General features: G+C 62.5%; 12 protein-coding genes. 8 read left to right on the top strand and 4 right to left on the bottom strand.

Annotated elements, in window-relative coordinates:
• Positions 1–1,047 precede the first annotated feature (1,047 nt).
• Both NDI72_RS15610 and hdhA read left to right on the top strand, forming a co-directional pair.
• Positions 1,048–1,623, top strand: a complete 576-nt coding sequence (locus NDI72_RS15610; RefSeq protein ID WP_283800910.1) for a GNAT family N-acetyltransferase — start codon at positions 1,048–1,050, stop codon at positions 1,621–1,623.
• 116 nt (positions 1,624–1,739) lie between these two features.
• A complete protein-coding gene (gene hdhA, locus NDI72_RS15605) occupies positions 1,740–2,507 on the top strand; it encodes a 7-alpha-hydroxysteroid dehydrogenase (RefSeq protein ID WP_283800909.1) in 768 nt (255 codons plus the stop codon).
• Between the two features lie 47 nt (positions 2,508–2,554).
• On the opposite strand, the gene recQ is transcribed toward hdhA, so the two are convergent.
• Both recQ and NDI72_RS15595 read right to left on the bottom strand, forming a co-directional pair.
• Complete coding sequence (recQ, locus tag NDI72_RS15600; protein WP_206548851.1) at positions 2,555–4,357, bottom strand: DNA helicase RecQ; 1,803 nt, start codon at positions 4,355–4,357, stop codon at positions 2,555–2,557.
• A 92-nt stretch (positions 4,358–4,449) separates the two neighbouring features.
• Positions 4,450–5,346, bottom strand: a complete 897-nt coding sequence (locus NDI72_RS15595) for a LysR family transcriptional regulator (RefSeq protein WP_283800908.1) — start codon at positions 5,344–5,346, stop codon at positions 4,450–4,452.
• A gap of 119 nt (positions 5,347–5,465) precedes the next feature.
• Here NDI72_RS15595 and NDI72_RS15590 point away from each other — a divergent pair, with 119 nt between their 5' ends.
• From NDI72_RS15590 to ade, 3 genes are all read left to right on the top strand, one after another.
• On the top strand, positions 5,466–6,431 hold the full coding sequence (locus NDI72_RS15590; RefSeq protein WP_283800907.1) for a DMT family transporter: 966 nt from the start codon (positions 5,466–5,468) through the stop codon (positions 6,429–6,431).
• A gap of 546 nt (positions 6,432–6,977) precedes the next feature.
• The gene (locus NDI72_RS15585) at positions 6,978–7,580 is read left to right on the top strand and encodes a TetR/AcrR family transcriptional regulator (protein WP_113155513.1); all 603 of its coding nucleotides are present in this window, start codon (positions 6,978–6,980) and stop codon (positions 7,578–7,580) included.
• 145 nt (positions 7,581–7,725) lie between these two features.
• Positions 7,726–9,543, top strand: coding sequence for an adenine deaminase (gene ade, locus NDI72_RS15580; RefSeq protein WP_283800906.1), 1,818 nt, complete (start codon positions 7,726–7,728; stop codon positions 9,541–9,543).
• A 100-nt stretch (positions 9,544–9,643) separates the two neighbouring features.
• Here the strand turns inward: ade and NDI72_RS15575 are convergent, their stop codons facing one another.
• Positions 9,644–10,840 carry an alpha/beta hydrolase gene (locus NDI72_RS15575; RefSeq protein ID WP_206548853.1) on the bottom strand — a complete coding sequence of 399 codons (1,197 nt, stop codon included), beginning with the start codon at positions 10,838–10,840 and terminating at the stop codon, positions 9,644–9,646.
• A gap of 80 nt (positions 10,841–10,920) precedes the next feature.
• The gene (locus NDI72_RS15570; RefSeq protein ID WP_206543796.1) at positions 10,921–12,378 is read right to left on the bottom strand and encodes a TrkH family potassium uptake protein; all 1,458 of its coding nucleotides are present in this window, start codon (positions 12,376–12,378) and stop codon (positions 10,921–10,923) included.
• A gap of 133 nt (positions 12,379–12,511) precedes the next feature.
• Here NDI72_RS15570 and ilvA point away from each other — a divergent pair, with 133 nt between their 5' ends.
• The 3 genes from ilvA (at position 12,512) to NDI72_RS15555 (ending at position 15,995) form a co-directional block, all read left to right on the top strand.
• Positions 12,512–13,798 (top strand): threonine ammonia-lyase IlvA, encoded by a 1,287-nt coding sequence (ilvA, locus tag NDI72_RS15565; protein WP_283800905.1) that lies wholly within the window; start codon positions 12,512–12,514, stop codon positions 13,796–13,798.
• Positions 13,799–13,807: 9 nt separating this feature from the next.
• Entirely contained in the window at positions 13,808–14,344 is a 537-nt protein-coding gene (locus tag NDI72_RS15560) for a DUF1697 domain-containing protein (RefSeq protein WP_283800904.1), read from the top strand.
• Positions 14,345–14,624: 280 nt separating this feature from the next.
• On the top strand, positions 14,625–15,995 hold the full coding sequence (locus NDI72_RS15555; RefSeq protein ID WP_206543793.1) for a DEAD/DEAH box helicase: 1,371 nt from the start codon (positions 14,625–14,627) through the stop codon (positions 15,993–15,995).
• The last annotated feature ends 12 nt before the right edge of the window (positions 15,996–16,007 follow it).

Here is a 16,007-nt window from a genome sequence, read left to right as displayed (position 1 = left end):
CGATGTCACGTCGCAAAGGAGAGCCTACCGGGGCTCAGATTGATCGCGCTCATCCGCACCAGGTGGCGTTACCGGAGGATCGGGTAATGGGAGGCAGCTACGATGTCGTTCACGGCTTCTGTAAGGGCCTGTCGATCCATCGCCGGACGCAATCCGTCTATGCCCAGTGGGCCGAACCCAGAGGCGGTTACTTCATCATCTTCTGCTTTGCTGAGAAAGAAGACGCGGACCGCTTCGCATCCGAGTTTGACGGCATACCANGGGCCTGTCGATCCATCGCCGGACGCAATCCGTCTATGCCCAGTGGGCCGAACCCAGAGGCGGTTACTTCATCATCTTCTGCTTTGCTGAGAAAGAAGACGCGGACCGCTTCGCATCCGAGTTTGACGGCATACCATTCGATCCGAAGCGAGACAGGGGGAAGGGGGATCGGAAGCGGTTTTGGGATAGTGCGCCGGCCGAGCGCTAGCTTCAAAGGCGTCCGTTACGCGCCGCTTGAAGGCTGTTTCGGTCCGGTTTCGGTCCGTGGCCTTCGGCGTTTTCGGATGGGCGGCTTGTAAGTGATTGAATAGGCTGGTCGGAGTGGCAGGATTCGAACCTGCGACCCCCTCGTCCCGAACGAGGTGGCGGGTCAAGGGGTGGAATTAAGGTTCGATAAATGGTCGCAATTTGCGATACAGGTTGAGATACAAAAAGAGTGACTTTGCCAAGTAAGGAATGAGGAAAATCGTTTAAATACAATGGCGCGGGTTTGGTGCGGGTGCGCGCCGTCCGCACCAGAGTTTCAGAACAACACCAAGCAGCAGCTTTTCCGTTTGGGAAGCTTTGCGATTCTCTACCGACGAGAATGCGGTTGCCGTCTTCACTGGCGGAGATGCATTCGCGCCCGATGCCTCTCACGGCCAGCAAGGATTGCAACAGCGGTTTCTGGTGCGGGCAGGAACCCCGGCATCTGCATGCCCGTGAGCGCGCTTGCAGACAGGTTTCCAAGGCAGTGCTATATTGGCTCTCAACCCTTATGCGTGGTTTTTGAGGGGGAGGCGTTTCATGGAGCTTGAGCGTTTTACCCGTATCGCCGAGGCGGGAGATGCCCTGCCGCTCGCTCGGCTTGTAAACCTTGCCGGCGAGGGGCTTCCGCTTCACATCTGGTCAACGATGGCCGCGCCGGATCAGGACCCTTGGGAGGTGGGGCGCAGGCGGCAGGCCGAAAAGGCGCGAGATGGCCAGATTTATGTCGTGGATTTTGGAGAGGGCGCGGTCGCAAGCCTGACGGGATACGCAATCGGTTCGACGCCCGAGCCAATCGGTGCGGAGTTTCCCGCGCTCTTTCGCCCGCTTCAGGAACTCGAAAACCTCGCCCTGAACAGCTGGTACGTCAATGTGCTGGCGTGTTTTCCCGAAACGCAGGGGCGGGGAATAGGAACCCATTTGCTCAACCTTGCTGAGAAGATTGCGGCGGATCGCGGCATCTCCCGCATGAGCGTGATCGTCTCCGATGACAATCACGGAGCCCGGAGGCTCTATGAGCGCGTGGGATACGCCGAAAAGGCGCGGCGGCGCTGTGTCAGCGATGGCTGGCAGACCGAAATTCAGAACTGGGTGCTTTTGACGAAAGAGCTTTGACGAGCCGGGGGCGATGGAAACTCCGATCCGACAGACACCGTGATGAGATTGTACCGGGCAATGCCATGCTTAGGGCCAGGTTGTCTGGCGTGGCTTGTTCAAAAGGAGTGCTTTGAATGTATGATCCGCAGAATTTCAGGCTGGACGGTCAGGTCGCGCTGATTACGGGCGCTGGCGCAGGGATAGGGCGCGCAATTGCCGAGGCATTTGCCGGCGCCGGCGCTTCGGTGATGGTGACCGATCTCGATGCGGAGCGCGCCGGGCAGGTTGCGGATGACATCGAAAAGACGGGGGCGAGGGCCGCGAGTGTCGCCTGTGATGTGACCAGCGAAGATGACCTTGCCCGCGCAGTGAGCGAAACGGTGAACCAGCTTGGAAAGCTGACGCTTCTGGTCTCAAATGCCGGCGGTGGCGGTCCCAAGCCGTTCGACATGCCGATGTCGGATTTCCGCCGGGCGTTCGCTCTCAACGTCTTCTCGCTGTTTCGGCTGGCGCAGCTTGCCGCGCCTGAAATGGAGAAGGCGGGCGGTGGTTCCATTCTCGCCATCACCTCCATGGCCGGCGAGAACAAGAACAGGCGCATGGCGTCCTATGGTGCGTCCAAGGCGGCCACGAACCATCTGATCCGGAACATCGCCTTCGACCTCGGCCCCAGGGGCATTCGGGTGAATGGCATCGCGCCGGGCGCAACCCGCACGGAAGCGCTGGAGTCTGTCCTGAACGACGAGATTGAGAAGAAGATGCTGGCGCACACGCCGATCAACCGGCTGGGCGAGCCGGTCGACATGGCGAATGCCGCGCTGTTTCTGAGCTCACCTGCGGCAAGCTGGGTCAGCGGGCAGATTCTGACCGTTTCCGGTGGCGGCGTTCAGGAACTGGACTGAGCGGGCCTGTCTCCCGCAACGGTTTCGCGCCGGATTGATCCGCTCTGTCAGTCGTGATTTGCGATGACATCCAGAAAGGCTTCGCCGTAGCGGTCGAGCTTGGCTTCGCCGATGCCGGAAATGCCGGCCATGGCCTGGCGTGAGCCGGGGCGGGCGGAGGCCATCTCGATCAGCGTGCGGTCGTGGAAGATGACATAGGGCGGCACGTTCTGCTCGCGGGCGATCTCGATGCGTTTTTCGCGCAGCGCCTTGAACAGGGCTGCGGCTTCGGGATCAAGCGCACTGGCGGCCTCGCTGCCGGAAGAGCGCCGGCTCTTGCCCTTTGCCGCCGGACGCGGAACGCGCAGCATGAGCGTGGGCTTTTCACGCAGGAACTGCGCGCCGCGCTCGGAGATGGACAGGCCGCCATGGCCGCTGAAATCCACATCCACGAGGCCGTGCGCCACCATCTGGCGCAGGACCGAGCGCCAGACGCGCTGATCGTATTCCTTGCCAATGCCATAGGTGGAAATCTGGTCGTGACCAAAACGGGCGATGCGCTCGTCTTCGGCCCCCAGAAGCACGGAGACGATGTAGGCCTGACCAAAACGCTCGCCCGTGCGGTAGATGCAGGAAAGGGCCTTCTGCACTGCGATGGAGCCATCGAAACGTTCGGGCGGATTTGCGCAGGTGTCGCAATTGCCGCAGGGCTCGCAATGGTCGCCGAAATAGTTGAGCAGGACCTGACGGCGGCACTGGGCGGTTTCGGCAAGGCCGAGAAGCGCGTCGAGCTTCTGCATCTCCATGCGTTTGCGCTGGTCGGATGCGTCCGATTCCTCGATGAAACGGCGGCGCAGCGCAATGTCATCGAAGCCGTAGAGCATCATGGCTTCCGACGGCAGGCCGTCGCGGCCGGCGCGGCCGGTCTCCTGATAATAGGCCTCAATGCTGCCGGGCAGATCCAGATGCGCGACAAAGCGCACATCCGGCTTGTCGATGCCCATGCCGAAGGCGATGGTGGCGACCATGACCACCGCTTCCTCGCGCTGGAAGCGGGTCTGGTTTGCCTCGCGCGCCTCGCGGTCCATGCCGGCATGATAGGCAAGCGCGTTGTAGCCTTCCGACCGGAGCCATTCGGCGGTCTCGTCGGTCTTGCGCTTGGAGAGGCAATAGACGATGCCGCTCTCATCCCTGTGCTTTTCCAGAAAGCGCGCGAGCTGGCGGCGCGGGCTGTCCTTTTCTTCGATGGCGTAGCGGATGTTCGGGCGGTCGAACCCGGCAACGAAGCTGTCGCGCTCATCAATGCCCAGATGCGCGATGATCTCGGCGCGGGTGGGGGCGTCGGCGGTGGCGGTCAGCGCCATGCGCGGCGTGTTGGGAAACTCTTCGACCAGCGCGTCGAGCTGGCGGTAATGGGGGCGGAAATCATGGCCCCACTGCGAGAGACAGTGTGCCTCGTCAATGGCGATGAGCGAGAGGTTTACCTGCTTCAGCCGGTCGAGCACGGCGGGGCGCAGCAGGGTTTCCGGCGACACATAGAGCATGTCGAGCGAGCCGTCGCCCATGGCGCGCCAGATGGCCTGACGGGCTTCGAGCGGCAGGTTGGAGTTGAGCGCGGCTGCGCGGACACCAGCCTGTTTCAGCGCGGCCACCTGATCGGCCATGAGGGCGATGAGCGGCGAAATGATGAGGCCGAGGCCTGGCCGGCAGAGCGCGGGGATCTGGTAGCACAGCGACTTGCCGCCGCCGGTGGGCATGAGCACGAAGGCATTGTTGCCGGCAATGACGTGTTCGACGATCTCGGCCTGGCGGCCGCGAAAGGCCTCGTATCCATAGACGGTCTTGAGGATATGCGTGGGATCGGCGGTCACGGCAGGCCTGTCAGGGGAATCGGAAGGTTGTTTCCTCTTAACAGGTTTGCGGGCCGGGTGCAGAGGATGGCGGGCTTGTGGCCCGGTGCGCGTCAATGCGCCTGTGGACTGAGCGTTTCGACGAGGAAATCCAGAAAGGCGCGCACCTTGGCCTGCACATGCCGGGCGGAGGGGTAGATCGCGTAAAGCGTGGTGTCCATGGGCGTCCAGTCCGGGATGAGGGGGACAAGCGCGCCGGCGGCATGATGCTCGCGTACATAAAGACGCGGGGTCATGCTGACACCAAAGCCCGAAAGCAGCGCGTCGCGCACGGCGAGGCTGGACGTGACCTTGTAGCGCCCGTTGACCGGCACGGTGACACTGCGGCCCGCCCTGTAAAAGGTCCATTCGTCGGCATGGCCGGACAGGCTGAACTGCACGCATTCGTGGCGGCGCAGGTCTTCGGGCGTTTCAAGCGGCCCGGCACGCTCGAGATAGGCCGGCGCGCAGCACAGGACGTGATCGAGAACCAGCAGTTTTCTGGCAATCAGGCTTGAGTTTTCCAGCCGGTCGCTGCCGCGAATGGCGAGGTCGAACCCGTCTTCGACGATGTTGACGCGGCGGTCATCCAGCCTGAGGTCGAGCGTGATTTCCGGGTAGCGTTCCAGAAACTGCGGGATCGCCGGGGAAAGGGCTATAAGGCTGGTGGCCATGGGAGCGCTGACGCGCAGCAGGCCGCGCGGCTCCTGCTGAAGCGGCCCGAGCGTGGCGTCGGCGTCTTCCAGATCATCGAGAATGCCGGCGATGCGCCTGTGGTAGAGCGCGCCCGCTTCTGTCAGGCTCATGCGGCGCGTGGTGCGGTTGATGAGACGGACGGCGAGATGCGCTTCGAGCTCGCGGATGTTCTTGCTGACGGCGGCGGGCGAAAGGCGAAGCCGCCGGGCTGCCCCGGCGAAACTGCCCAGCTCTACGACCGTGCGGAACACGTTCAGGGCGGTGAAGCGGTCCATTATTCAGCACTCTGAGTGAATGGTTATTGAGCGAAGTCGCACATTATCAATCGATCCGCAATGAACTAGCTTTGGTTTCATGTTCAGGGCTTGCAGGAAATGTGGAAGGCGGATCACCGATGGCTGGCATGGTTGACAGGGCTGACAGGGCTGACGGGGAAAAGAGCGCGGTGCAGGCCCATCTGGGCATGCTTTTATGGGCGCTGATCGTGGGGGCTTCCTTTCCGGCGGTGGGGCTTTTGTCCGATGGTCTTCCGCCGCTGCTTCTGACGGCGCTGCGCTTTGCCATTGCGGCGCTGGCCATGGCTCCGATGGTGCGGGCGCGCGAGGACTGGCGGCCGGGGCTTTCAGCCCTTCTGCTCTATGCGGTGATGGGGCTTTGTCTGGCGGGGTTCTTCGGCATCATGTTCTGGGCTGCGCACCGGGTGACGGCGCTTTCCATGTCGGCGCTGTTCGTGACCATGCCGCTCATCGCCTACGGGCTGGGGCGCGTGCTTGGCGTGGAGCCGAGGGCAGGCGGGCTTCTGGCCATTCTCGCACTTGGCGCGTTCGGGGCGCTGGCGCTTGCCATGGCGCAGACGGGTGGCGATCTCGCGCAGTTGCAGTTCGGCTGGAACGAGGCGCTGTTCTTCGTCGGCTGCATCGCGTCTGCGCTTTATCCCGTGCTTTCCAAATGGGGGATGGCGCGCAACATGCTGTCGAGCGATGCTGCGGCGCGTACTTTCTGGAGCCTTGCCGGCGGCGGGGTGCTGATTGCGGCGGCGGGGCTCGTTCTGGAGCCGGTGGACGGGCTTACGCGGATGCAGATCGGGGATTTCCTGCTGGTTGCCTATCTGGGCGTGTTTTCGAGCGGCGTGACCTTCTGGCTCATGCAGCGCGGCACGGGTGTTCTGACGCCGGGCGCGGTGACCGCTTACAGCTATCTGGTGCCATTCGTTTCCATGCTGGTTCTGTTCGTGACCCGACCCGGCCTGATCGGCTGGCACTGGCTGCCGGGCAGCGTGATGGTGATTGCCGCCATTGTGATCCTGTTGCGGCGGGGCGCCGGCGCTGCGGGGCGAGTCGCCGCCGGGCAGGCGGGGTGATGGCGTGCGGTGGTCTCGCCTTGCCATTAACGCGAAATGCGCGGGGACCGGATGGAACCGGGATGGATCATTGACAATCCTGCGGAGCAGAGGTCAAAATCCATTTATGGTGTTGTTTTTATTTAATAAATTATACGAAATCACTTTCATGAACGTAGATGGAAAGACTTCGGTCGGGGCATGTGCGCTTCATGAAAACCCGGAGTCCGATCTGTGCACGACATCATTTTGGTTGCGCTTATTGTGATAACTTCAGCTGTAGCAACGATTACGGGAAATGATTACGTCCTTGGAATGAACGCGTCTCAGCTCGTGCTGTTTTTCTCTTCAATGCTGCTGGCAAAGGCAATTGTGAGCCTTGTTCGAAAGCGCAGATGACCACCTGCGCTTCAGCGCTGGGATTGCATGCAATGCGCCTGTTTTCTGCGTCATGATCCGGCCCCGTGCGCCGACGAGATGCAAGGCGCCGGGCTGTCGAAACAGACTCATGCCTTGAGATATCGAGCGGACGTAATTATTTACGGCTTGGTACAAAAGGTATTCGAGATGGCGGGACGCGGCAGGCCCAGAGCATTTGACAGGAACGAAGCACTGCATCAGGCGATGCGGGTGTTCTGGTCGTGCGGCTATGAGGGCGCTTCGATGAACGAGCTGTCGCAGGCCATGGGCATCAACAAGCCCAGCCTTTATGCGGCGTTCGGTTGCAAGGAAACGCTGTTTCGCGAAGCGATCGAGCTGTATGGGCGCGAACAGAGCGCACCGGTGAGCGAGGCGCTGGAGAAAGGCGATACGGCGCGCGGATCGATCGAACGGGCGCTGCGTGTGAATGCCCGCTGCTACACCGCCCCTGACAATCCCCGCGGCTGCATGGTGGTGACGGCGGCGCTGGCCGGCGCACCGGAAAACAGCCCCGTGTGCCGCTTTCTGACCGAAAACCGCCGTGAAAACGAGGCCTGTTTTCGCCGCCGTGTGGAACGCGGGATCAGCGATGGCGACGTGCCCGAGAGCGCCGATCCGGCGCGGGTCGCGGCTTTCTATGTGACCGTTCTGCACGGGCTTTCGATCCAGGCGCGCGACGGGGCCTCATGCGCCGCGCTGGAGCGGGTGGTGGACAGCGCCATTGCCGCCTGGGACGCCATTGCGCGTTAGGGGCTCGGCGAGTGCGAGACCGTCCCCATGGGCATATGACGGTCCCGGTGACGCAATTCCCATTCTTTCCGCTGACTGTTTGACGTGAGGGCTGGCGCGCGCGGCGCGGGTTTGCGAAAGTGCGCTCTCCATCAGGAGGATATCCATGCCCGACACCAAGCCCGTGCCTTCCACCGATCTCAAACCCTGGCAGGCGGTCGCGCCGCAGCTTGTGGATGTGGCCATGGGGCGCCAGAAGGCGGATCTTGTGGTGCGCAATGGCCGCTGGGTGAATGTGCATTCGGGCGAGGTGATCCCCGCGACCGACATTGCCATTGTTGCAGGCCGGTTTGCCTATTGCGGGCCGGACGCGAGCCACGCCATCGGCGAGAAGACCAAGGTGGTCGACGCGATGGGGCGCTATCTGGTGCCGGGCCTGTGCGACGCGCACATGCATGTGGAAAGCGGCATGGTGACGGTGACGGAATTCTGCCGCGCCGTGATCCCGCATGGCACCACTTCCATGTTCATCGATCCCCATGAGATCGCCAATGTGCTGGGCCTCGACGGCGTGCGGCTGATGCATGACGAGGCGATGGCGCAGGCGATCAACGTGTTCGTGCAGATGCCCTCCTGCGTGCCTTCCGCGCCGGGTCTGGAGAATGCCGGGGCCGAACTTTCCGCCGAAGACGTGGCCGAGGCGATGGGCTGGCCGAACATTATCGGGCTTGGCGAGGTGATGAATTTTCCGGGCGTTGCGGCCAATGACGCCACCATGACGGGCGCAATTGCGGCCACCGTGGCGGCGGGCAAGACCGTGGGCGGACATTATGCCTCGCCCGATCTGGGACTGCCGTTCCATGGCTATGTGGCCGGCGGGCCGGAAGACGATCATGAGGGCACGCGCGCCGAGGACGCGATTGCGCGGGTGCGTCAGGGCATGAAGGCCATGCTGCGGCTGGGCTCTGCCTGGTATGACGTGGCAAGCCAGATCAAGGCAGTGACGGAGCAGGGGCTCGATCCGCGCAATTTCATTCTGTGCACCGATGACAGCCATTCGGGAACGCTGGTGAATGACGGCCATATGGACCGCGTGGTGCGCCACGCCATCGCGCAGGGTCTGAAGCCGGTGACGGCGATCCAGATGGCGACGATCAACACGGCAGAGCATTTCCGGCTGGAGCGGGAGCTGGGTTCTATCGCCCCCGGACGGCGGGCGGATTTCCTGATCGTTTCGGATCTGGCGGAACTCGTGATCGATGACGTGTTCGCGCGGGGCGTGAGGCTGGCGCGGGGAGGGCGGCTGGAAGCGGACATTCCGGCCCATGATTATCCGGCCAAGGCCAAGAACACGGTGCGGCTTGGCAAAAGCCTTGCGGCGCAGGATTTCGACATTGCTGCGCCCGAGGGCGCAAACCATGTGCGGGCGCGGGTGATCGGCGTGATCGAGAACCAGGCGCCGACTCGGGCGCTGGAGGCGGAGCTTGGCGTCGAGGATGGCATCGTCGCCATGGACCGGCGCAATGATGTCTGTCAGATCGCGCTGGTGGAGCGGCATCGCGGCACGGGCAATGTGACGAACGGTTTCGTTTCGGGCTTCGGCTACATGCAGGACTGCGCCATGGCCTCGACGGTGGCGCATGATTCACACCACATGATCGTGGTCGGCACCAACAAGGATGACATGGCCAAAGCGGCCAACCGTCTTGGCGAAGTGGGCGGCGGCGTCGTGCTGTTCTCGAAGGGGCGCGAGCTGGCGCTGGTGGAGATGCCGATTGCCGGGCTGATGTCGGATGAGCGGGCGGAAGTGGTGGCGCAGAAGGCGGCGAAGCTGACCGACGCCATGCACGACATGGGCTGCACGTTGAACAACGCCTATATGCAGCACTCGCTTCTGGCGCTGGTGGTGATCCCGGAACTCAGGATCTCCGATACCGGCATCATCGACGTGACGAGCTTCCAGAAGGTCGATCTGTTCCTTTGAAAGGGCGCGTCATTTCGCGATGAATGCCCTTCAAATGCTTCTCGTCTTGAGTCTGGAAGCGCGTCTAATCTCTTGATTTTACGCGCTTCCGTGTTCGTTCTTAACGCCGGGCCGGACCTGTGGCCAGATCGATGACCGTGAGCGGTGTAGTGATGACGATATCGGCGGCAGTGCCGACCGTCTGGCCGAGACCGCGCACCAGCGTTTCCAGTTTGCCGGCAACGGCGTCGTGATCTCTGGCGTTCAGATTGCCTTCGCTGGAAAGGCGTTCGCCCAGAAGGCGCACGAGGATCGGGTTTTCGGCAAACTTGGTGTGGTTGAGCCAGTCGCCTGAAGACACTTTGGTCACATCGACCACGACCACGCCGAGATTGGTCAGCTCCTTGGCGTCGCTGTAGTCGCCTAGCCGGGGCTGATTACCGGCGATGAAACCGGACAGTGTAAGAGCGCGGTCGTTCTGCGATGTCAGGATGAGGAAGGTCTTTTTCGGCACGCCATAGCGACGCATCTGAGATTTGAAGACATCGATGTCGAGATCGGGAGAGGCGAGAACCACGTCGGCGAGACGTCCGCCCAGATCCCGGTCACCGGAAATGGCGAGCTGGCGCAGGGCTTCCATCGTGACCCAGCTACCCATGGAATGGGCAACGATATCGATGCGTTTTGCGCCGGCGCGAACCACCAGGCGGAGCGTTTCTTCCAGCGCATCGCGGGCGGTGGTGGCGCTGTTCTGATCGTAGACATAATCGAGCATGCGGCCTGCGGATGGCCAGGAAAACATGATCGGCGTGCCGCTGTAATCGGCATCGTTGAAGATCTGGGCTGCGCGATAGACCGCGTCGTCGAAGCCGGTGTTGTAGCCGTGGATGAAGACGAGCGCGCGACCGTCATGGGTGGCGATGCTTTTCTTCAGGGCCGCCTCGAAATCGCTGGCATCCGGATAGAGGACCGCCTTTTGCGCCGTGAAATAACGCGCCGGATCGGCCACATCGGGATTGGGCGAAAGCTCCAGCTTGCCGGTTTCGTGCACCTTGGGGATGGACACGTCGACATGGGCGAAGGCTGCCTTGGGCGCGCCCTGGTGCGCAAGGCGGCGACCGGAGAAGAGTTCACCCGGTTCCTCGGCGGCAGCGCGGTTGGTGGCGATGAAAATCTCGTGCGTGGCTTCGATCTGATCGGTGCGCGCTGGCGCCATGGTCTGCGCGATCAGTCGGGAGGGCTTCTGGTTGGCGCAGCCCATGACCACCATCAGGATGAACAAAAACGCGAACGGGCGCTGAAGCTTGCGAAACGGCATTGGATACGGTCTTTGCTTGCCCTGAGGATCGGAAGGTTCGACGTCGCTATCCTTAGCGGGAAAGCGACGTCTTGTGGAGGTCACTTCTCCCAGAAAACCGGTGCGAAAATGACCAGCACGGCGAGAATCTCGAGCCGTCCCATGAGCATTGCGAACGCGACGACCCATTTGGCCAGATCCGGCAGGGGCGCAAAGCTTCCGGCGGGGCCGACCACCTGGCCGAGACCGGGGCCGACATTGGTGAGGCCGGTGAGGGCGGCGGAGATGGCGGTGACGAAATCGAGCCCGGTGGCCGCGAGAATGAGAATGATGACGGCCCAGATGACGAAGAAGGCCGAAATATAGAGAACAACCGCGCGCTGCAGGTCATCATCCACTGTGCGGTCGCCATAGCGCACGGTGACGACGGTGTTTGGATAGACGAAGCGGCGCAGACCATTGGCCATCAGCTTGAACAGGATCAGGAAGCGATAGGCCTTGATGCCGCCTGTCGTGGAGCCGGAACAGCCGCCGAGAAACATGGCGACGAAGGCGGCCGCAACCGCGAAGGCGCCCCACTGTGAATAATCCGAGCTGGCATAGCCGGTGGTCGTGATGATCGACACGAAGTTGAACGCCGAATGGGTGAGTGCGGCGAAGAAAGTGTGGTCGTGGACGATGCGCAGATAGATGGCCACCGCCAGCACGAACACGACCACATATCCGGCAAAGACACGGATCTGCGGATCACGAAGCGCATCGAGCCTGCCGCGCAGGGCAAACAGAATGAGGATGGAGAAGGGCAGCGCCGCCACGAACATGAAGAAGGTGCTGATCCACAGGATGGCTGGGTTGTCGGCATAGAAGCCCATGGAGGAGTCATGGGTGGAGAAGCCGGCAGTGGCGATGGTGGTGAGCGCGTGATTGACGGCGTCGAAGGCGCGCATGCCGGCTGCCGCATAGGCGATGGTGCAGGCGAGCGTCAAAAGCGCATAGATGCTGACAAGGCCGAGCCCGAACGTGGAGAAACGGTCGAAGGGGCGGTCTGCGATGTCCGAGGATTCGATGCGGAAATAGGAAACGCCACCGACATTCAGGAACGGCAGGACGAACAGGCCGAGCGCGATCACGCCGAGGCCGCCGATCCACTGCAGGATAGAGCGCCACAGGAGAAGGCCCGGCGGCATGCCATCCAGGCCGACAATGACGGTTGCGCCGGTTGCGGTGACGCCCGAGACGGATTCGAAGAAGGCGTCGGTAACGCTGAATTCCACCGAAGAGGCGAGCAGGGGCACGGCGCCCACGATGCAGGCGGTCATCCACAGAAGGTTGACAACCAGAAAGCCGAAACGGGAGGAAATGACGGGCGGGCGGCCCTGGGTGGCGAGCGAAACGCCGATGGCGAGCCCGCCGGTGAACAGCGCGGAGAAGGCGAAGACACGCCAGTCGTCATTGCCGTAATAAAGATCGACCGCCGCCGGTATGAGCATGGCAGCCGCGAGATAGATGGCAAAAACCGCCGCAATGTGGAGCGCGGCGCGGACGGCGAGATACTGCAAGTGGTGAACCTCAGGCTGCTCGGTATAAGCGTCTGTATCCGGGAAACGGTCCCCTCCCTGGCGCGAGAGTGGCGTCACGCGCCCTGATATGCAATAGCCCGTAGGACACACGGACTGGATAGGCAAGAGACGCATGAGTGCAGGAACGAACGAGACCGACTTCGTTGAGGCTGTCGCGGAGGCTGAAGAGGCCCTGCGGTCACTGTTTGCTGCAACGCCGCTTCAGGAGAACGACTATCTGTCGAAGAAGACCGGGGCGCGGGTTTTCCTGAAGCGCGAGGATCTGACGCCGGTCCGTTCCTACAAAATCCGCGGTGCTTTCAACTTCTTCCGCAAGGCGATGGCCGAGGGCGGGCCGGAGCGCACCTTCGTTTGCGCATCGGCAGGCAATCACGCGCAGGGCTTTGCCTATGTCTGCCGGCATTTTGGCTGCAAGGGCGTGGTCTTCATGCCGGTGACGACGCCGCAGCAGAAGATCGACAAGACCCGCATCTTCGGCGGCGAGTTCGTGGAAATCCGCCTGATCGGCGATTTCTTTGACGACTGCCTTCGCGCCGCGCTGGATTTTGCCGAGGAGAGCGGCGGCGCGATGGTGCCGCCTTTCGATCATCCCGACATCATCGAGGGGCAGGCGACGGTTGGCCGCGAGATCGCCGAGCAGATCAAGGCGTTTGACGGCGTGCGGATGGATGACAGCCTCGTCATTCTGCCCGTGGGCGGTGGCGGACTTGCGTCCGGTGTGACGCGTTATCTGAGGACCGCGGGACAGGCGGGCGCTTTCGCCTTTGCGGAGCCCGAAGGGGCGGCCAGCCTGCAGCAGGCGCTGGTTCAGGACCGGCCGGTGCGGCTCGACCGGGTAGACAATTTCGTCGATGGCGCGGCGGTGGCCGAGATCGGCGCAACCCCGTTCTCCCATCTGAAGACATTCGATGCGGAGGCTGTGCATCTGGTGCCGGAGAACCGGCTCTGCGCGACCATGATCGAGATGCTGAACATCGAGGGTGTGGTGCTGGAGCCGGCGGGCGCGCTGGCGATTGACACGCTGAAGGACTTCTCGCCGGAGGTTCTCAAAGGGCGCACGGTGATCGCCGTCGTGTCGGGCGGAAACTTTGATTTCGAGCGCCTGCCGGATGTGAAGGAGCGGGCGCTGCGTTACGAGGAACTGAAGAAATATTTCATCTTCCGCTTTCCGCAGCGGCCGGGCGCGCTGCGTGACTTCCTCGAACTTCTGGGGCCGGAGGATGACATCACGCGCTTTGAGTATCTGAAGAAGTCGGCGCGCAATTTCGGCTCTGTCCTGATCGGGATCGAGACCAAGAACCGGGATAATTTCGACGTTCTGACCGAACGTTTCGACGCGGCAGGCTGGGCCTATCAGGACATCACCAACAATGACACGATTGCCGGGCTGATCATCTGAGGACGGAACATGGCCGCGACCCGATACATCGTTCTCTTTCGCGGCGTTGGCGGCGCGACGCAGCTTCCCGTGAAGGAGCTGCGCGCGGTGCTGGGCGAGGGCGGCTTTCAGGATGTGGCGACCTACATCAACAGCGGCAATGCGGTTTTGACCGCCCCGTCCGGTGAAGAGGCGGTGCGGGCAAAGGTGGCCGATCTGGTGCGTGCGAAGATGGGATTCGACAAGGCGATCATGGTGCGCAGTCTTGATGACTGGAATGCGATGATTGCCGCAAATCCGTTTCCGCAGGCTGCTGACGAGCCGACCAGGGTGCATGTCTATGCATTGGAGCGGGAGCCGGCGGCAGCGGATGTGGCAGCGCTTCAGGCGAAGATCACCGGCACGGAAGAGGTTCGCGTCAGCGGGCGCACGCTCTATCTCCACACGCCCGACGGCATGGGGCAGTCGCGCTTCGTGCCGAAAATGGAGCCGACGCTGAAACTGTCGATGACGGGGCGCAACTGGCGGAGTATGCTGGCGCTGGCGAAACTTGCCAGAGACGAGTGAGATACTGCGGTGCACAAAATAGCGTTTGCACTTTTGCCGCCAATGCCCCATATGACGCGCAGACGCATGGGCTGGTTATGCCGGCTTTCTTCAAAGACTGGTTGCGTCTGAAGCCTTTACCCAAGGGTGAGGCTCAAGCCGGCAAAGCCGGCGCGACAGCGCAGCCGTGTGGGTGAGACACCCCTCGTCACGTCGTTCATTCAAACATTTATTCGGCAGGTTGCGCCCTGCCACGTATCATTGCGGCGTCATCGGACGCCGGCATAGGAAAGATTGCATAGTGACCAATGACAACAATGCGAAACAGATCGGTTTCGCTGATCTTGGAATTTCCGGCAACCTGTTGAAGGCGGCCGAAGGGGTGGGGTTCGTAACGCCCAAGCCAATTCAGGAAAAGGCCATTCCGGCCATGCTCGAGAAACGCGACGTTTTGGGCATTGCCCAGACGGGCTCGGGCAAGACGGCGGCCTTTTCGCTGCCGATCCTCTCGCAGATCATCGCGCTTGGCACCAAGCGCAAGCCGAAGACGGCGCGGGCGCTGATCCTGTGCCCGACGCGCGAACTGGCCGTTCAGATCGATGATGTGGTGCGTGAACTCTCCCGCCACGCCCATCTCTCCACGGCGCTGGTGCTGGGCGGTGTGTCGCGCAACAGCCAGGTTCGTCGTCTCGCACAGGGTGTCGACGTTCTGGTGGCGACGCCGGGCCGTCTGACCGACATCGTGCGTTCGGGCGAGCTTTCGCTGTCGGAAACGCGCTGGCTGGTTCTGGACGAAGCCGACCGCATGCTGGATATGGGCTTCATCAACGATGTGCGCCGCATTGCGCGCGCCACGCATTCCGAACGGCAGACGGCGCTTTTCTCCGCCACCATGCCCAAGGAAGTGGAAAAGCTCTCCGAAAGCCTGCTCAACAATCCGCTGCGGGTGGAGATTGCCAAGGAATCCACCACGGCAGGCGAGATCACCCAGCGGCTGGTGATGGCGCGCACCAAGCAGAAGCGCAAAATCCTCTCCGACATGCTGGCCGACGAAGCCATGCGCTCGGTGATCATCTTCGCCCGCACCAAGCATGGCGCGGACCGCGTGACCCGCGATCTCGGCCGTGACGGCTTCGAGGCGGCGGTGATCCACGGCAACAAGTCGCAGAATGCGCGCCAGCGTGCGCTGAACGGCTTCCGTGACGGATCGGTGCGCATTCTCGTGGCGACCGACATTGCCGCGCGCGGCATCGACGTTCCGGGCATCAGCCATGTGGTGAATTTCGACCTTCCCGACCAGCCGGAAAGCTATGTGCACCGCATTGGCCGCACCGGCCGCAACGGCGCATCCGGCGAGGCGGTTACGCTGTGTGATCCGGCCGAGGCTGACAAGCTGAAGGCCGTGGAGAAGATCATCCGCATGCGCCTTCCGCTGGTGGCGGACCACACGTCGGAGCCTGACCCGGCACCGCGCCCCGCGCCTGCCAACAATGGCGGTGAGCGCCGCAATGCGCAGAAGCCTGCCAAGGCCGGCGACAACCGCAAGCCAAAGCCGCGTCACGGTGCGAAGCCGCAGGCGCAGCAGGGCGAGCAGCGTCAGTCCGAAGGCGACAAGCCGGTCCGTCGCCGTCGCCGCACCCGCGGCAAACGCCCCGGCGCGCACGCGGCATAAGCCCGGCATTCG

This window comes from Nitratireductor sp. GZWM139 (assembly GCF_030068685.1).
GTDB classification, from domain to species: domain Bacteria; phylum Pseudomonadota; class Alphaproteobacteria; order Rhizobiales; family Rhizobiaceae; genus Nitratireductor; species Nitratireductor aquimarinus.
This window is presented reverse-complemented; position numbering and strand designations above follow the sequence as displayed.